Source organism: Phytohabitans aurantiacus, assembly GCF_027923225.1.
Classification (GTDB): Bacteria; Actinomycetota; Actinomycetes; order Mycobacteriales; family Micromonosporaceae; genus Phytohabitans; species Phytohabitans aurantiacus.
Map to the genome: position 1 here is coordinate 93,703 of NZ_BSDI01000024.1, position 15,953 is coordinate 109,655.

Sequence of the window (15,953 nt, forward strand, 5' to 3'; positions counted from 1 at the left end):
GGGATACCGGATGCCGAGCAACTCGGTGAGCCTGGTTCTCACGGGACTTCCCGGTCTCGGCGAGCGTCCCGGTCGAGGCGGTCGCGGATGAGGGCCAGCTCCGCGGCGGTCGGCAGGCGTGTCTCGGGTACGCCGTCCGGCACGGCGAGCGGGAAACCGGTGGCCGCCACGACGTCCGATACGGACACTCCCGGGTGGACGGAGCGCAGCCGCATGGCACGGTCGGGTGTGTCGAAGTCCAGTACCGCCAGGTTGGTGACGACGAGCCGGATCTCGTGGAAGCGGCCGCCCGCCCGGTCGTATCCGACGCCGCACACCATGTCGACCCGCTCCACGAAGACCCGGGGGGAGTGGCGCGGCACCCAGTAGCTGGTGGGATGGTTGACGGTGTTGCCCGGTGCGCCGCGCACACCCAGCAGCTGCGAGCGTGGCCGGGCCCAGTCGCCGACAGCCGAGATGTTCTGGTTGCCGAAGCGGTCGAGCTGGCTGGCGCCCATCATGACGTGCCGGGTGCCGGCGGCGACCACCCCGAAGACGGCCCGGTACGGCAGCCAGCCTTCGACGGTGTCGCCGGCCATCAGGTACGCCTCGCCGTCGCTGAGCAGCAGGTCAGGCGCGAACGTGTGCCGGGCCAGCTCGGCGCCGAGCCGCGGGATGATTCCCATCGGGCTGGCCAGGATCTCCCCGTCGCCGCGCCACGCCTCCGCGCACGCGACCACGCACACCTCGGCCCGACTCGCGTCCACTCGCGCTCCTTTCCTCCCGTGATCAGGGCGTCCCTCAAGTCGTTAGGGCTACGTGAGGGACGCCCTGATCACGGCTTCCTGGTACTCGGTCTCGTCGCCCTCCAGATAGGCCGCGCGGAAGCGGGACCAGGCTTCCTCGTCGCCGGCTGCTTTCGCGTACGCACGCTGGAACGCCTCGTCGCGGTCGTAGTCGGGCACGCAGCTGGTGAAGTGGGCGCCGCGCGGGGTCTCCACGACTCCGTCGACCATCATCCGGTTGACCAGCAGGCTCTGTGGCGGGCCGCCGGCAAGCAGCTCCTTGGTGTCGACGAGCCGCTCGCAGGTCAGGTACCGCCGGGTGGCCGCCTGGCAGAACAGGTCGTCGAAGTACGGGTCGGGACCGAGGTACTGGCCGTTGCCGTACCGGTCGGCCCGGTTGAGGTGGATGAGAGCCGCGTCCAGCCGCAGGGCGGGCATGGCGACCAGCTCCTCACCGTCCTCATAGGGCGATCGGATCGTGCGCAGCGACGGGTTGACGCGTAGGACGTCGGAGCCGAGACCGGCCCGGATCGGCAGGAACGGCAGGCGGTTGGCGGCGGCGAGCAGGCCCCAGTACAGCATGCCCTCGTCCACTTCGGTCAGTTCGAGCGTGCCCTCCTGCCGGGCGCGGCGGAAGTGCGGTTCGAGCGGGACACTGTCCAGCGACACGAATCCGGTCACGAGCCGCCGGACGCGCCCGTACGCGGCGAGCAGGCCGACGTCTGGGCCGCCGTACGAGACGACGGTCAGGTCGGTGAGGTCGCTGCGCAGGATCGCCCGCACGAGCGCCATGGGCTTGCGCCGCGAACCCCAGCCGCCGATGCCGATCGTCATGCCGGAGCGCAGCTCACCCACCACGCCGGCGAGCGACATCACCTTGTCGCTCATCACTGACCCCGTTCGTCGACGAAACGCTGGCGGGCCCGGTCGGCCACCCCGTCGAGGTTCAGCTCGAACGTGAAGCCCTGCTCGTACCGGTACGAGCGCTTGACGTCGACCGGGTCGATGCCGTTCAGCGACTGCTTGGCCGCCCGGATGACGAGCGGGTCCTTGCCGGCGATCTCGGCGGCCAGCGCCCGTGCCGCCGCGCGCAGCTTGTCGGGCGGCACCACCTCCAGTACCGAGCCGAAGGCGTGCAGCTGCGCCGCAGCGACCGTGCGGCACGTGTACACCATCGCGCGCATCAGGTGTTGTGGCACCAGCCGGGCCAGGTGGGTGGCCGCGCCGAGCGCGCCGCGGTCCACTTCGGGCAGTCCGAACGTGGCGTCGTCGGCGGCCACCACGATGTCGGCGTTGCCGGCCAGGCCGACCCCGCCGCCGAGGCAGAACCCGTGCACCGCCGCGATCACCGGCACCGGGCAGTCGTAGACGGCGGCGAACGCGGCGAAGCAGCCCCGGTTCGCCTCGATGAGGGCGGTGTGGCCGGGGGTGCGCTGCATCTCCTTGATGTCGACGCCGGCGCAGAACCCGCGCCCTTCGGCGGCGAGCACGACAGCGCGTACCGAAGGGTCGGCTCCCGCCGCGGACAGCGCGCCGGCGAGCGCGTGCCAGCCGCTCGCGGGCAGGGCGTTGACCGGCGGGAAGTCGATGACGATTTCGGCGATCCCGTCGCCTGTGGCGTGGACCTGGATGCCCATCGGGCAAGACTAACCTAGCGTTTGCTTGGTAGGGTAGGGGCGTGTTGAATCCCCTGGACTTCGCTGGTCGTGCCGTGCTGGTCACCGGTGGCACCCGGGGGATCGGGGCCGGGATCGCGGCCCGCTTCCTCGCCGCCGGCGCCGACGTTCTCGTGTGCGCCCGCACGGCGCCCGCCGCTCTGCCCGAAGTGGACGGTCGCACCGCCCGGTTCGTCGCGGCCGACGTGCGCGACCCGTACCAGGCGTCCGCCGCGGTGCGAGCCACGGTCGACGCGTTCGGCCGGCTCGACGCCGTCGTCAACAACGCCGGCGGTGCGCCCTACGCCGACGCGGCCACCGTGTCACCGCGGTTCCACGCCAAGGTGATCGAGCTGAACCTCATCGCGCCGCTGCACGTCTCGCAGGCGGCATACGCGGTGATGCGCGAGCAGCCTGGCGGTGGCGCGATCGTCATGGTCGGCAGCGTCAGCGGCGTGCGCCCGTCGCCCGGCACGGCCGCGTACGGGGCCGCCAAGGCGGGACTGCACCATCTCGCGGCCAGCCTGGCGGTCGAGTGGGCCCCGGCGGTGCGGATCAACTCGATCGTGGTCGGCATGATCGCGACCGAGCTCTCCGGCGAGCACTACGCCGATATCGAGGCGGTGGCCGGCACGGTGCCGCTGGGCCGGCTCGGCACGCCCGACGACGTGGCGGACGCCTGTCTCTTCCTGGCCTCACCCCTGGCGTCCTATGTCACCGGTGCCGCCCTGACCGTCCACGGCGGCGGTGAGTGGCCGGCGTACCTGCGCGCCCAGGTGGGGATGTCAGGCGAGTAGCTTGCGGTGGTCCCAGCTGACCACTCGCTCAGGCTCGACGATGTAGGCGACCCGCTTGCGCGCGGCCTCGGCCACATAGGAGTCGAGCGCCTCGACGGGCACCCCGCGCAGCGCGCCCGCGATCAGCCGCCCGACCGCCAGCACCTCCGACAGCTCGTCGAACCGTTTGACCGTGCCGGCCACCTGCACGCCACGCAGCTCGAAGTACTCTTCGCCGTCTTCGACGAGGCACGTGATCCGGGGATCGCGGGCCAGGTTGAGCGCCTTCTGCGAGGTGCGGTAGGTCCAGAACGCGATCCGCTCGTCGAGCAGCGCGTAGAACATCGTGACCAGGTGCGGTGTGCCATCGCGGTTGATGGTGGCGAGCTGGACCTTCCGTTTGGCGGTGAGCAGGTCGTGCACCTCGGCGCCGGTCATCGCGACCCGAGCGCGCTCCTTCATCACTCCTCGCCGAAGGTGGAGGCGGCGAGCGGCAACGTCTCCTCGCACACGAACCCGGGCGGCGGCTCGCCGTTGGCGGCCAGGTCGGCGAGGGCACCGGTCAGCCCGTCGACCGTCCACGCCGCACCGTCCACTGTGTGGAAGGCGGCGCGTACCGTCGGCGGCCCCATCACGGCCACGACGTCGCTGTGCACGACGAACACCTCGCCGGTGAAACCCGCCCCGGCCGGGCTCGCCAGGTAGACCACGAGGGGCGCGACCCGGTCCGGCGACATCGGGTCGGACACCCCGGCTGGCGCGTCACCCATCAGCTCGGCGGTCATCGCGGTGCGCGCCCGCGGGCAGATCGCGTTGACGCGCACCCCGTACCGGGCACAGCCGCGCGCGGTGGCCATGGTGAGCGCGACGATGCCCCCTTTCGCGGCGGCGTAGTTGGGCTGCCCCGCCGACCCGAGCAGCCACGCCTCCGACGACGTGTTGACGATCCGGCCGTACACCGGGCCGCCGCGCTCCTTGCTCAGCCGCCGCCAGTGCGCGGTGGCGTGCCGGGTGGTGACGAAATGACCGCGCAGGTGCACCCGGATGACCAGGTCCCACTCGTCGGCGGTCATGTTGAAGACGGTGCGGTCGCGCAGTACGCCGGCGTTGTTGACGAGCGCGTCGAGGCTGCCGTACGAGTCGAGCGCCGCCGCGACGATGGCCTCACCGGTCGACCACTCGGCGACGTCGCCGGCGCAGGTGACCGCCTCGCCGCCGACGGCCTTGACCTCGCCGGCCACCGCGTCGAGCGCGGCACCGGGCAGGTCGTTGAGAACCAGGCGGAAACCGGCTGAGGCGAGAGCCAGCGCCTCGGCGCGGCCGAGCCCGTTTCCGGCCCCCGTGACCACGGCGACGCGACCGTCCATAGTGGCCGTCCCTCTCGTAGCAGCGACTAGTAGTTCGGACCGCTGAGCAACCCGCCGTCGACGACGAACTCGGCACCCGTGGCGTACGAGGCCTCGTCGGAGGCGAGGAACGCGACCAGCCGGGAGACCTCGACCGACTCGGCGAACCGGGCGATCGGCTGCGCCTTGAGGAACGCCTCGGGGTCGACGTGGCTGAACGCCTGCGCGGCGCCGACGGACATCGGGGTGAGCACGCCGCCCGGATGCACCGAGTTGACGCGGATCCCGTACTGGCCAAGCTCTTGCGCGGCCGTCTTGGTGAGCCCGCGCAGCGCGAACTTGCTCGCGCTGTACGCCGACAGCCCGGCCGCCCCGACGAAGCCCTCGATGGACGAGACGTTGACGATCGACCCGCCGCCGGCCTCGGTCATCGGCGCGATGGCGTGCTTGACGCCCAGCCAGCAGCCGACCAGGTTGACGTCGAGCACCTCGCGGAAGTCGGCGAGCGGCATGTCGGCGATGGTCGAGTGCCGCAGGATGCCGGCGTTGTTCACGAGCACGTCCAGCTTGCCGAACGCCTCGACCGCCGTGGCGATCGCGGCGGTCCAGCCGTCTTCGCTGGTGACGTCGTGATGCACGTACCGGCACGCGTCCGGCCCGAGCTTGTCGGCGACCGCCGCGCCGCGCTCGTCGAGCACGTCGCCGATGACCACACGGGCCCCCTCGGCGACGAAGTGCCGGGCGTGCGACTTGCCCATGCCGCGGGCGCCGCCGGTGATGAGCGCGACCTTGCCGTCCAGCCTCTTCACGCCGGAAAGTGTAACAGGTTTCAGTTTCGTGCGGTGCTGCCGTTTCTCGCCGTGATGCCGTCGAAGAGCAGGCGCAGGAACCCGTCGACCACCTCGTCGGGTTGCCAGCCGCCCTCGCCCTGCCGCCAGGAGGTGGGCATCCAGAGCACGTCACGCAGCAACCGGTACGTCAGCTTCGCGTCGAGGTCGGACCGGAACTGGCCGTCGCGCTTGCCGCGCTCGAACAGGGTTATCCAGACCTGTTCTATCTCGTGCATGGCCTCGCGCAGGTATGCGAAGCGTGGCTGCGCGCTGAAGTAGTTCCAGTCCCGCTGGAGCATGGTGAGCGCGGCGCGGTGCCGGCTCAGCGTCGCCGTGCTGGCGCGCACGACCTGTTCGATGGCGGCGCGCGGGTCGTCGGTGTCGACGCCGCGGTAGCCGGCGAGCACGTCCGTCAGGAACTCGGACAGGATCTGGTCGCCGATCGACTCCTTGGAGTCGAAGTGGTGATACAGGCTGCCGGACAGGATGCCCGCGGCGTCCGCGATCTCGCGCACCGTGGTGGCCCGGAAGCCCTTCTCGGCGAACAACTCGCCCGCCAGGTGCACCAGGTGCGTCTTTCTGGTCGTGCTCACGGCGGCATGGTACCCAAACGCTTGCTCGGCGCTCCGTATCGGCCCTAGAGTGAAAACCACCGTACAGTAGAACAAGTTTCAGTTCTATGGATGGGGGTGGCGTCGTGCGGGCAGCGGTCCTCAACGCGGTCGGTGACGACAAGCTCGAGATACGCGACGACGTGATGCTGATCCCGCCCGCCGCGGGCGAGGTCCGCGTCCGGGTACGGGCGGCCGGTGTGTGCCACTCCGACCTGTCCGCCCGCGACGGCGCGCTGCCGCAGCCGGTGCCGGCGGTGCTGGGCCACGAGGCGTCCGGCGACGTGGTCGAGGTGGGCGACGGGGTGACCGAGCTGGCGCCCGGCGACCGGGTCATCGTCAACTGGCTGCCGGCGTGCGGCTCCTGCTCGTCGTGCGTGCGTGGCGAACCGTACCTGTGCATGGCGCACGTCATGCTCGGCTACGTGCAGCCGCGGTTCCTGGCCGGCGAGACGCCGGTGTTCGGCATGGCCGGCTGCGGCGTGTTCGCCGAGGAGGTCGTGGTGCCCCAGCAGGGCGCCGTCAAGATCGCCGACGACGTGCCGTATGAGGTGGCCGCCCTGGTCGGGTGCGGCGTGATGACCGGGGTCGGCGCGGTCGTCAACACCGCCGGCGTACGCCCCGGCGAGAAGGTCGTCATCATCGGCTGCGGCGGCGTCGGCATCGCGGCGATCCAGGGCGCCCGCCTGAGCGGCGCCTCAGTCATCGTCGCGGTCGACACCGCGACGGAGAAGCACGAGGTCGCCAAGCGGTTCGGCGCCACGCACGCGGTCACCCCCAACGAGTTGAGCGATCTGTCCACACAGGTCACCGGCGGCGAGGGCTTCGACTGGGCGTTCGACGTGGTCGCGATACCGCAGACGCTGCGCTCCGCGTGGGTCTCGATCCGGCGCGGCGGCGCGGTCGTCGTGGTGGGCGCCGGGCGGGCCGACCACCACGTCGAGTTCAGCCCGTTCGAGCTGCTCTTCGAGGGCAAGCGCATCATGCCCTCGCTGTACGGGTCGGCGGACGTGCGGCGCGACTACGGGCGGCTGCTCGACCTGTGGCGGGCCGGGCGGCTCGACCTGTCCGGGATGATCAGCCACCGGTTGCGCCTCGACCAGATCGACGAGGCGCTCGCCTCGCTCGGCCGCGGCGACGTGATCCGGCAGGTCATCCTGCACGACGGGGCGTGAGTCGTGCGGCTGGGAATGATGCTCGGCTACAGCGGCGGGTTCGCCGAGGCGGTCCAGGAGCTCGTCGAGTGCGAGGCGGCGGGGCTCGACCTCGCGGTGGTGCCGGAGGCGTACAGCTACGACGCGGTGAGCCTGCTCGGCTTCGTCGCGGCGCGCACCCGGCGGGTGCGGCTCGCGTCCGGCATCATGCAGCTCTACACGCGCACGCCGACGCTCACCGCGATGACGGCCGCCGGGCTCGACTATGTCTCCAATGGACGGTTCGCGCTCGGGCTCGGCACGTCGGGGCCACAGGTGATCGAAGGGTTCCACGGCGTGCCGTACGACGCGCCGCTCGGCCGCACGCGCGAGGTCGTCGAGATCTGCCGCAAGGTGTGGGCCCGCGAGGTCCTCGTCCACAAGGGACGGCATTACCAGGTGCCGCTGCCGCCCGGCCAGGGCACCGGGCTCGGCAAGCCGCTGAAGCTCATCAACCACCCGGTGCGGCCCCGGATACCCGTGTTCCTGGCGGCGGTCGGGCCGCGCAGCGTGGCGCTCGCCGCCGAGATCGCCGAGGGTTGGCTGACGCTCTTCTTCAACCCGGAGCGCGCCTCAGACGTCTTCGGCGAGGCGCTGGCGTCGGGTGCCGCGCGCCGCGACCCCGCGCTCGGGCCGCTCGACGTCATCGCGGCCGCGCCGTTCGGCATCACGGACGACCCGGACGCCGTGCTCGGCGGCCACCGCGCGCAGCTCGCCCTGTACGTGGGCGGCATGGGCGCGCGCGAGCGGAACTACTCCAACGCGCTGGTGCGGCGATACGGGTACGAGCGGGAGGCGGCGCTTATCCAGGAGCTGTACCTGAGTGGCCGCAAAGCCGAGGCGGTCGCCGCCGTTCCTGAGTCGCTGGTCAGGGCGACCTCGCTCGTCGGGCCGGCCGGGTACGTGCGGGAGCGGCTGGCCGCCTACCGGGAAGCCGGGGTGACCACGCTGCTCGTCTCACCGGTCGCCCGCACACCGGCCGAACGGGTCAAGTCGATCGCGGAGCTGAAGTCGCTCTTGTGAACCTGCCGGGCTGAAACGTTACAATGGCCTCTGTGCAGGTCACCTCCGTGCGCTTCGAGCACCACGACGAGCCCCTCGGCATCGGCGAGCCCTCGCCCCGCCTCTCCTGGCGGGTCACCACCGCCGAGCCCGGCTGGCTTCAGGCCGGATACGAGGTGCGCGCGCTGGACGACGCCGGCGCCGTCGCCTGGACCAGCGGCCGGATCGACAGCGGCGAGTCCCACCTGGTCCCGTGGCCCGGCCCGCCGCTCGGTTCACGCGCGCGGCTGGCCGTCCAGGTGCGCGCCTGGGGCGCCGCCACCGAGCCGACCCCGTGGAGCGACCCGCACGCCGTCGAGGCGGGGCTCCTGGCGCCCGGCGACTGGACCGCCGAGGTGGTCGCGCCCGGCTGGGACGAGGAGCCCGAGGGCCCGGTGCCGGCGTTCCGCCGCGAGTTCCAGATTGAGCGCTCAGTCAGGCGAGCGCGGCTGTACGCCACCGCGCACGGCGTCTATGAGCTGTGGCTCAACGGCGTCCGGGTCGGTGACCACGTGCTCGCGCCCGGCTGGACCAGCTACCACCACCGCCTGCGCTACCAGACCTACGACGTCACCGGCGCGCTCCGGGCCGGCGGCAACGCGCTCGGGGCACTGGTCGCCGAGGGCTGGTACCGCGGCCGGCTCGGCTTCGGTGGCGGCCGGCGCGACATCTGGGGCGACCGCACCGGCCTGCTGGTCCAGCTGGAGGTCGAGTACGAGGACGGGAGCGTGGCGGTCGTCGCCACCGACGGCTCGTGGCGCTCCGCACCCAGCGCCACGACGCTCGCGAGCCTGTACGACGGCGAGACGCACGACGCCCGCCGGGCGCACGCCGGGTGGGCCGAGCCGGGCTTCGACGACACGGCGTGGGCAGCTGTACTGTCACAGCCGCTCGACGCCACCCGCCTGGTGGCCCCCGACGGCCCGCCGGTACGCCGCACCGAGCTCGTCGAGCCGGTCGCCATCCTGCGCACGCCGAGCGGAAAGACGATCGTCGACTTCGGACAGAACCTGGTGGGGCGGCTGCGGATCCGGCCGCGCGGTCCCGCTGGCACCGAGGTGGTGCTGCGGCACGCGGAGGTGCTCGAAGACGGTGAGTTGGGCGTACGGCCACTGCGCCTGGTGAAGGCCGAAGACCGGTACATCCTCGGCGGCACGGGCGATGTCGAGGAGTGGGAGCCGTCGTTCACGTTCCACGGCTTCCGGTACGCCGAAGTCTCGGGCTGGCCCGGCGAGCTTTCCCCCGCGGACCTCACCGCCGTCGTGTGCCACAGCGACATGCGCCGCACCGGTTGGTTCTCGTGCTCCGAGCCGCTGCTGGAACGCCTGCACGACAACGTGGTGTGGGCGATGCGCGGCAACTTCCTCGACGTACCGACCGACTGTCCACAGCGCGACGAGCGGCTCGGCTGGACCGGCGACCTCCAGGTCTTCGCGCCCACGGCGAGCTTCCTGTACGACTGCGCGGGCGTGCTGACCTCCTGGCTGCGCGACGTACGCGCCGAGCAGCTCGCCTCGCCCACCCAGACCCCGCCGCTGGTGGTACCGGACGTACTCGGCTGGGCGTTCCCGGCGGCCGCCTGGTCCGACGTGGTGACCATCGCGCCCTGGGTGCTGTACGAGCGCTACGGCGACCTGGAACTGCTGCGCCGGCAGTACGACAGCATGGTCGCCTGGGTCGACCGGGTGGCGGAACTGGCCGGCCCGGACCTGATCTGGGACCGGCACTTCCAGTTCGGCGACTGGCTCGACCCGACGGCCCCACCCGAGGCGGCCGCCGACACCCGCACCGACGGCGCGCTCGTCGCCACCGCCTACTTCGCCCGGTCCGCGCGCATCGTGTCCACTGTGGCCGATCTGCTGGGCGAGGAGGAGGACGCGAAGCGGTACGGCCGGCTCGCCGACGACGTGCGCGCCGCGTTCGCCCGCGAGTACGTCACGCCGAGCGGCCGGGTCGCCAGCGACTCGCAGACCGCGTACGCCCTCGCGCTCCGCTTCGATCTGCTGCCCGACCCCGCGCGGCGCGAGCGGGCCGGCGACCGGCTGGCCGAACTCGTGCACACCCGCGACTACCACATCGGCACGGGCTTCGTCGGCACCCCGCTGATCGCCGACGCCCTCGTCGACGCGGGGCAGACCCAGGTGGCGTACCGCCTGCTGCTGGAACGCACCTGCCCGTCGTTCCTGTACCCGGTCACGATGGGCGCGACGACCGTGTGGGAACGCTGGGACAGCATGCTGCCCGACGGCTCCATCAACCCGGGCGAGATGACATCGTTCAACCACTACGCGCTCGGCGCGATCGCCGACTGGCTGCACCGCACGGTCGCCGGCCTGGCCCCGGCCGCCCCCGGCTACCGGCGACTCGCCGTGCGCCCGCGCCCCGGCGGCGGCCTCACCCACGCCCGCGCTGTCCATGAGACGCCGTACGGCACGGCGGCAGCGGGTTGGTCCACACTGGACGGAGAGCTGCTGGTATCCGTAACGGTGCCACCAAACACCACCGCCGTGGTGGAACTGCCCGACGGCAGCGCCCCGGTCGAGGTGGGCTCCGGCGACCACGAGTTCCGCATCGCCTACGAACCCGCCCGGTACCCGCCGCCGCGCCCACCCCACACGGTGTGGCCAAAACCCGGCGCGGAGGGCGAGTAGCCACACGGCGTTGTGTGTGTTCGCACCCTGCTTTGCTCTGCTTCCCTATAGGCAACACCGCCGCCGCCTGCGGCGCGGCCTCGCGCCGCTCCCGTCGATTTGCCGTCGATCAAGGGCGAATGCACGTGGTTGGATCTCTTTTCCGCGTGCGTTCGCCCTTGATCGATGGGATCGGCCTTGATCGGCGGCGGTCCCGCGCTGTGGTGCCCGCGCCGGCTCCGCGGGCGGGTTTCCGCGCGGGTTCCCCGCGTCCGCTCCCGCGCGGGCTCTTCGCGCCGGCTCCGTGCGCAGGGTCCGCGCGCCGGGTCCGCGCGCCGGCTCCGCGCGCAGGCTCCTCGCGCCGGCTCCTCGCGCCGGCTCCTCGCGCCGGCTCCTCGCGCCGGCTCTGCGGGCGCGCTTCCCGCGTCCGCTCCTCGCGTCGGCTCCGCGTCCGCGCGGAGCCCGCAGCGTGGCTTGGTGGGGCAGGCTGGGATCTTGCGTCCGGATATATCCGGCTTGGTGGGGCGCAAGATCCCAGCTCACCCCACCAAGCCATGCTCGCGCTCAGATCTTGGAACTGGAGCGTCGCCATGGCGACGGTACAGCGCCAAGATCTGGCGCCGGCGCGTGTCTGGCCGTAAATCGCGGCCTTCATGGCCGCCGTTTACGGCAGCGCCGGGAAGCGCGACGGCGATCAAGGCCGATCTCATCGATCAAGGGCGAATGCACGCGGAAAAAGATCCAACCACGTGCATTCGCCCTTGATCGACGGAAGGGACGCGCGGAGGGCATTGAGTCACGTGCGGTTGCCCTTGATCGGCGGAAGGGGCGCGCGGAGGGCCTTGATCGGCGGAGGGGCGAGCGCGCGGTCGGCGGGGAGCGAGCGGTCGGCGGGGAGAGAGCGCGAGGGGGAGGGCGGAGAGGGGTCAGGGGGTGGGTGGAGGGTCGGGCAGGAGGGTGATCAGGTCGGCGGCTACGCGGTCCGGGCGCTCCCAGAGGACCAGGTGGCCGGTGTCCTCGTAGATCAGCAGTCGCGCGCCGGGGATCGCCGCCGCCAGCAGGTCGGCGTCGGCGCGGGGGAGGAGGGTGTCGCGCCCGCCCCAGATGATCAGCGTGGGTGCGGTGATGGTGCCGGTCTCCGTTGGCGGCGGCGCCTCGGTCAGGCCCGCCAGCGCCTGCTGCCACACGCGCGCCGGGGTTCGGGCGCCATCCGTCACGCGGTCGGCCAGGTACCAGTCTGGCACCGCGTGTTCCAGCGGGAACCAGCTCAACGATGCTCGCACCCACTCCGGGTCGACGGGGTCGGTGAGACGGTCCACCTCGTCGGCGAACGCGGGCCGGCCGTACAGGGACCGCGGCGCCCCCACCAGCATCAGCGCGGCGACCCGGTCCGGGTGGTCGACGGCGACGCGCTGCGCCACGTACCCGCCGCTGGACGAGCCGAGCAGCACCGCCGCCGGCAACTCCATCGCGTCCAGGAACGCGACCACGTCACCGGCATAGTCGGCCAGCGCGTATCCCGTCGCCGGCTTGTCGGCGCCACCGTGGCCGCGCTGGTCGACCGCGAAAGCGCGGATCGTCGCGGGCAGCAGCGGTAACAGCCGGTCGAAGCAGCCCAGCGACTCGGTCCACGGATGCAGCAGGACCACCGGGACGCCCGTGCCCTGTACCCGGTACCGGAGTGTCACGCCCGTCGCGAGCCGCACCTGCGCGCGCACACCGTGATCGTAAGCCGAAGCCCGTAGAGTGCGTGGTCATGCCGGCCAAGCTCGCGATCGTGATGCGCGCGGACCTCGCCATGGGCAAGGGCAAGATCGCCGCGCAGGCGGCGCACGCCGCCGTCTCGGCGGCGCTGCGAAACCAGGGCAGCGCCCGGTTCGCGGACTGGTTGCGCGCCGGCCAGCCCAAGGTGGTTCTGCGGGTACCGGGTGAGGAGGCCCTCCTGGAGGTGTGCGCGGCCGCCGAAGCGGCCGGCCTGCCGGTGTCGGTGATTCGCGACGCCGGCCGCACCCAGGTCGCCGCCGGGACCGTGACCTGCTGCGCGATCGGCCCCGCCCACGACGCCGAGGTCGACGCCGTCTGCGGCGAGTTGTCCCTGCTCTGAGAGATCTTAAGATCAGGGGCGGTTAGCGGGCTTCGTAGGGCTCGCCGGGGCCTTGGTCGTGGATGTGGTGTTGGATCAAGGGTTGCTCGGCGCCGGCCTCGATGAGCAGGTCGACGGCGGCGATCGCGTACCAGTTGTCGGCCAGGGCGTGTGCGGCGGCGGCCGCGGAGAGCAGGTCGGGGTCGATGGAGACGGCGGCCAGCTCGACCAGCGCCCGCGCCCGGCCGAGCCCTTCGCCGTAACCACCGGCGTACTCGGTGGCGATCTCGTACAGCCGGGCGATCACGGCTCGACGCGACGTGGTGGTGTCCATCATTCGTACATTCTATCGAACACGCGTTCGAACCGTGGCGCGACACCGCCCGATAGGGTGACCGGATGCTTGAGGTCGCCGGCGTCATCCTGTTCGCGTTGGGCATCTTCGTGTCGCTGTGCCTGCACGAGGCGGGGCACATGCTGACCGCGCGGGCGTTCGGCATGAAGGTCACCCGCTTCTTCATCGGGTACGGGCCGACGCTGTGGTCGTTCCGGCGCGGCGAGACCGAGTACGGCGTCAAGGCGATCCCGGCCGGCGCCTTCGTGCGGATCGTCGGGATGATCAGGGACACCGACGTGGCGCCCGCCGACGAGGCGCGCGCCATGTGGCGGTACCCCCTCTGGAAGCGCACAACCGTCATGCTCGCCGGCTGCGGTACCCATGTGGTCTTCGGGGTGTTCCTGCTCTGGATCCTGTTCGCGTTCGTGCCGCTGCCGGACGCCGGCCGGCTGCAGACCGAGCCGGTCCGCGTCGCGAGCGTGAGTGGCACGGCGAGCGCCGCGGCGGCGGTCGGCCTGGCGCCCGGCGACGTGATCACGGCGATCGACGGCTCGCCGGTGCGCGGGTGGGACGCGATGGTGGCCATCGTCCGGGCGTCGGGCGGCGAGCGGGTGGAGGTCACGTTCGTTCATGATGGACAGATGCGGACCGGCGCGGCGACGCTGCCGGTCGTCGACGGGGCCGGGATGCTCGGTGTCACGCCGGTGATGCCGGAGAGCACGGCCGGCCCGATCGGCGGCATCGGCAAGGCCGCCGACCAGACGGTCGTGATGTTCGAGGGTGTTTTCGATGCCCTGCGACGGTTCCCGGAGAAGGTGCCCGCGCTGATCTCCGCACTCTCGGGCGAGGAGCGGCCCGCTGACAGCCCGATCAGCGTGGTCGGCGCCAGCCGGATCGGCGGCGAGCTGGCCGATCAGGGGGAGTGGGCGGCGTTCCTGCTGTTGCTGGCCGCGCTCAACCTGTTCTACGGCGTCTTCAACCTGCTACCGGTGCTGCCGCTGGACGGCGGGCACATCGCGGTCTGGTGGTTCGAGCGGGCGCGCTTCTGGGTGTACGCGAAGCTGCGGCGGCGCGATCCCGGACCGGTCGACTACTACCGGCTGATGCCGGTCGTGTACGTGGCGATCCTGCTGTTCGCGGGCATCACGCTACTGACCGTGGCCGCGGACCTCGTCAACCCGGTGACGGTGCAGTGATCGTGTAGAGCGCGTACCGGTCGCTCTCGTGGGTGATCTCGCGCTGGTAGCGCATGCCGAGCCGCACCATGACCGCGCGCGACCGGGCGTTGTGTGGCTCGGTGAACGCGACCACCTCGGCCGCGCCCAGCTCGCCGAACGCGAAGTCGATCCCGGCCCGGCCGATCTCGGTGGCGTAGCCGTTGCCCCAGTACTCGCGGCGCAGCAGCCAGCCGACCTCCAGCCACTCGGCGCCCACCAGCGTCTTGTACGACAGGCCGCCGCGGCCGACCAGCTCGCCGCTGCCGCGGTCGTAGGCCAGCCATTTGCTCACGCCGCGCGTCTGCCACCCGCGGCCCATGGTCGCCGCCACGCGTTCGGCCTGCTGGGCAGTGTAACGGCCCCAGTACCAGGCGGCGACCGACTCGTCCCAGTGCAGCCGCCACAGCTCGCCGGCGTGCTGGCGGCCGATCGGCACGAGGCGCAGGCGCTCTGTCAGCCGCTCCACGCCGGTCAGGGGCGGCTGGAGATCTGCTGGACCGCCCAGCTGTTGCCGTCGGGGTCGGCGAAGAAGACGAAGCCCACGTTGTCGAGGTCTTCGCCGTCGTTGGCGGGGCGGAAGCCGCCCGGGCCGGCGATCTGGATCTCGGTGAGGTCGACGCCGCGCTCGACCAGCTCGGCGCGGGCTTTCGGCAGGTTGGAGACCACGAGTTGCAGGCCCTTGAGCGAGCCGGGCGCCATGCTGTCGCCGATGCCCGTGCCGATGACGACCGAGCAGCCCGAACCGGGCGGGGTGAGCTGGACGACCCGGAGCTCGTTGCCGATCTTCGTGTCATGGTCGACGTTGAAGCCGACCTGGTCGGCGTAGAACGAGCGAGCGCGGTCGACGTCGGACACGGGCACGACCACGACTTCGAGCGTCCAGTTCATGCCGTCGATCCTAGTTTCTCCACTCGCGCGCGGTGTGCTGCCACGTTCACCCGATTGGCGCACGCGAGGGAGCAGAAGCGCCGGCGGCCGTTGCGTGACGTGTCGACGTACACGATGGCGCAACCCTCTCGCGAGCAGCGACCGAGCCGTTGCCCGCCCGCGCCGCAGATGGCCACGGCCAGGCCGCCGGCGACGGCGGCCTTGATCCGGGCGACGGGATCGTCGGTATCGGTGATGTAGTGCAGATGCGCGCCGTACCCGTCGTGCCGGGAGACGCGCACCGAGGTGGTGGCGTCGGTGAGCAGCTCGTTGACCAGCGCGATCTGCCTGCCCGGGTCGTCGTCGCCGAAGACCGGCCGGACCCGGTCGGCCCACGCGGCGAGGGTCGCGGCCTGCTTGTCGTCGGCGATCCGGCTGGTCATCTCGTGCTCGGTCAGGAGGCGGTCGATCGCGGCCACGCTGAAATCCGTGGTGTTGGCCAGCGCGGCCGCGACGAAAGCCCCCGTGCCTCCGTAATGGTTGAAGTGCATAAGCCTATTACAGCATGCTGGACGCATGGAGCACTGCGAAGCCTGCGGGCGC

At 71.8% G+C, this 15,953-nt stretch carries 18 protein-coding genes; 6 read left to right on the top strand and 12 right to left on the bottom strand.

Annotated elements, in window-relative coordinates:
* Window positions 1–38: 38 nt before the first annotated feature.
* Genes QMG73_RS24125 through QMG73_RS24135 form a run of 3 tightly spaced genes read right to left on the bottom strand, consistent with a single transcriptional unit; the run spans window position 39 to window position 2,401 of the window.
* On the bottom strand, window positions 39–746 hold the full coding sequence (locus QMG73_RS24125) for a CoA-transferase subunit beta (RefSeq protein ID WP_281899255.1): 708 nt from the start codon (window positions 744–746) through the stop codon (window positions 39–41).
* 48 nt (window positions 747–794) lie between these two features.
* Entirely contained in the window at window positions 795–1,652 is an 858-nt protein-coding gene (locus QMG73_RS24130; RefSeq protein WP_281899256.1) for a CoA transferase subunit A, read from the bottom strand.
* A complete protein-coding gene (locus tag QMG73_RS24135) occupies window positions 1,652–2,401 on the bottom strand; it encodes an enoyl-CoA hydratase family protein (protein ID WP_281899258.1) in 750 nt (249 codons plus the stop codon). The genes QMG73_RS24130 and QMG73_RS24135 overlap by 1 nt, the downstream gene beginning before the upstream one ends.
* A gap of 44 nt (window positions 2,402–2,445) precedes the next feature.
* Here QMG73_RS24135 and QMG73_RS24140 point away from each other — a divergent pair, with 44 nt between their 5' ends.
* Complete coding sequence (locus tag QMG73_RS24140) at window positions 2,446–3,216, top strand: SDR family oxidoreductase (protein WP_281899319.1); 771 nt, start codon at window positions 2,446–2,448, stop codon at window positions 3,214–3,216.
* Here QMG73_RS24140 and QMG73_RS24145 read toward each other — a convergent pair.
* The 4 genes from QMG73_RS24145 to QMG73_RS24160 are packed head-to-tail and all read right to left on the bottom strand — an operon-like array spanning window position 3,205 to window position 5,964.
* Entirely contained in the window at window positions 3,205–3,657 is a 453-nt protein-coding gene (locus QMG73_RS24145) for a pyridoxamine 5'-phosphate oxidase family protein (protein WP_281899259.1), read from the bottom strand. The genes QMG73_RS24140 and QMG73_RS24145 overlap by 12 nt on opposite strands.
* A complete protein-coding gene (locus tag QMG73_RS24150) occupies window positions 3,657–4,562 on the bottom strand; it encodes an SDR family NAD(P)-dependent oxidoreductase (RefSeq protein ID WP_281899260.1) in 906 nt (301 codons plus the stop codon). Before QMG73_RS24150 ends, QMG73_RS24145 begins: the two co-directional genes overlap by 1 nt.
* A 26-nt stretch (window positions 4,563–4,588) precedes the next feature.
* A complete protein-coding gene (locus tag QMG73_RS24155; protein ID WP_281899261.1) occupies window positions 4,589–5,350 on the bottom strand; it encodes a glucose 1-dehydrogenase in 762 nt (253 codons plus the stop codon).
* A gap of 20 nt (window positions 5,351–5,370) precedes the next feature.
* Window positions 5,371–5,964 (bottom strand): TetR/AcrR family transcriptional regulator, encoded by a 594-nt coding sequence (locus QMG73_RS24160; RefSeq protein ID WP_407676846.1) that lies wholly within the window; start codon window positions 5,962–5,964, stop codon window positions 5,371–5,373.
* A gap of 104 nt (window positions 5,965–6,068) precedes the next feature.
* Here QMG73_RS24160 and QMG73_RS24165 point away from each other — a divergent pair, with 104 nt between their 5' ends.
* From QMG73_RS24165 to QMG73_RS24175, 3 genes are read left to right on the top strand one after another with little or no spacing between them, the layout of a single operon-like run.
* Window positions 6,069–7,157 (top strand): Zn-dependent alcohol dehydrogenase, encoded by a 1,089-nt coding sequence (locus QMG73_RS24165; RefSeq protein ID WP_281899262.1) that lies wholly within the window; start codon window positions 6,069–6,071, stop codon window positions 7,155–7,157.
* A 15-nt stretch (window positions 7,158–7,172) separates the two neighbouring features.
* Window positions 7,173–8,198 (top strand): LLM class F420-dependent oxidoreductase, encoded by a 1,026-nt coding sequence (locus QMG73_RS24170; protein ID WP_407676849.1) that lies wholly within the window; start codon window positions 7,173–7,175, stop codon window positions 8,196–8,198.
* Between the two features lie 32 nt (window positions 8,199–8,230).
* Window positions 8,231–10,867, top strand: coding sequence for an alpha-L-rhamnosidase (locus QMG73_RS24175; RefSeq protein WP_281899265.1), 2,637 nt, complete (start codon window positions 8,231–8,233; stop codon window positions 10,865–10,867).
* A gap of 905 nt (window positions 10,868–11,772) precedes the next feature.
* Here the strand turns inward: QMG73_RS24175 and QMG73_RS24180 are convergent.
* Window positions 11,773–12,564 carry an alpha/beta fold hydrolase gene (locus QMG73_RS24180; protein WP_281899268.1) on the bottom strand — a complete coding sequence of 264 codons (792 nt, stop codon included), beginning with the start codon at window positions 12,562–12,564 and terminating at the stop codon, window positions 11,773–11,775.
* A 38-nt stretch (window positions 12,565–12,602) separates the two neighbouring features.
* On the opposite strand from QMG73_RS24180, the gene pth2 reads away from it, so the two are divergent.
* Window positions 12,603–12,950, top strand: a complete 348-nt coding sequence (gene pth2 / locus QMG73_RS24185) for a peptidyl-tRNA hydrolase Pth2 (RefSeq protein ID WP_281899270.1) — start codon at window positions 12,603–12,605, stop codon at window positions 12,948–12,950.
* A gap of 22 nt (window positions 12,951–12,972) precedes the next feature.
* Here the strand turns inward: pth2 and QMG73_RS24190 are convergent, their stop codons facing one another.
* Window positions 12,973–13,266, bottom strand: coding sequence for a hypothetical protein (locus QMG73_RS24190; RefSeq protein ID WP_281899272.1), 294 nt, complete (start codon window positions 13,264–13,266; stop codon window positions 12,973–12,975).
* 62 nt (window positions 13,267–13,328) lie between these two features.
* Here QMG73_RS24190 and QMG73_RS24195 point away from each other — a divergent pair, with 62 nt between their 5' ends.
* Entirely contained in the window at window positions 13,329–14,462 is a 1,134-nt protein-coding gene (locus QMG73_RS24195) for a M50 family metallopeptidase (RefSeq protein WP_281899274.1), read from the top strand.
* On the opposite strand, the gene QMG73_RS24200 is transcribed toward QMG73_RS24195, so the two are convergent.
* The 3 genes from QMG73_RS24200 to QMG73_RS24210 are packed head-to-tail and all read right to left on the bottom strand — an operon-like array spanning window position 14,440 to window position 15,901.
* On the bottom strand, window positions 14,440–14,949 hold the full coding sequence (locus QMG73_RS24200; protein ID WP_281899275.1) for a GNAT family N-acetyltransferase: 510 nt from the start codon (window positions 14,947–14,949) through the stop codon (window positions 14,440–14,442). The genes QMG73_RS24195 and QMG73_RS24200 overlap by 23 nt on opposite strands.
* Before the next feature lie 5 nt (window positions 14,950–14,954).
* On the bottom strand, window positions 14,955–15,371 hold the full coding sequence (locus QMG73_RS24205; protein ID WP_281899277.1) for a VOC family protein: 417 nt from the start codon (window positions 15,369–15,371) through the stop codon (window positions 14,955–14,957).
* The gene (locus tag QMG73_RS24210) at window positions 15,368–15,901 is read right to left on the bottom strand and encodes a CGNR zinc finger domain-containing protein (protein WP_281899279.1); all 534 of its coding nucleotides are present in this window, start codon (window positions 15,899–15,901) and stop codon (window positions 15,368–15,370) included. The genes QMG73_RS24205 and QMG73_RS24210 overlap by 4 nt, the downstream gene beginning before the upstream one ends.
* Between the last annotated feature and the right edge of the window lie 52 nt (window positions 15,902–15,953).

What these genes read in the sequence shown, in the direction of transcription:
- QMG73_RS24135 (WP_281899258.1), bottom strand. Translation starts at nt 2,401, where the DNA reads ATGGGCATCCAGGTCCACGCCACAGGCGACGGGATCGCCGAAATCGTC.
- QMG73_RS24145 (WP_281899259.1), bottom strand. Translation starts at nt 3,657, where the DNA reads ATGAAGGAGCGCGCTCGGGTCGCGATGACCGGCGCCGAGGTGCACGAC.
- QMG73_RS24205 (WP_281899277.1), bottom strand. Translation starts at nt 15,371, where the DNA reads ATGAACTGGACGCTCGAAGTCGTGGTCGTGCCCGTGTCCGACGTCGAC.
- QMG73_RS24210 (WP_281899279.1), bottom strand. Translation starts at nt 15,901, where the DNA reads ATGCACTTCAACCATTACGGAGGCACGGGGGCTTTCGTCGCGGCCGCG.
- pth2 (WP_281899270.1), top strand. Translation starts at nt 12,603, where the DNA reads ATGCCGGCCAAGCTCGCGATCGTGATGCGCGCGGACCTCGCCATGGGC.
- QMG73_RS24130 (WP_281899256.1), bottom strand. Translation starts at nt 1,652, where the DNA reads ATGAGCGACAAGGTGATGTCGCTCGCCGGCGTGGTGGGTGAGCTGCGC.
- QMG73_RS24170 (WP_407676849.1), top strand. Translation starts at nt 7,173, where the DNA reads ATGATGCTCGGCTACAGCGGCGGGTTCGCCGAGGCGGTCCAGGAGCTC.
- QMG73_RS24195 (WP_281899274.1), top strand. Translation starts at nt 13,329, where the DNA reads ATGCTTGAGGTCGCCGGCGTCATCCTGTTCGCGTTGGGCATCTTCGTG.
- QMG73_RS24190 (WP_281899272.1), bottom strand. Translation starts at nt 13,266, where the DNA reads ATGATGGACACCACCACGTCGCGTCGAGCCGTGATCGCCCGGCTGTAC.
- QMG73_RS24150 (WP_281899260.1), bottom strand. Translation starts at nt 4,562, where the DNA reads ATGGACGGTCGCGTCGCCGTGGTCACGGGGGCCGGAAACGGGCTCGGC.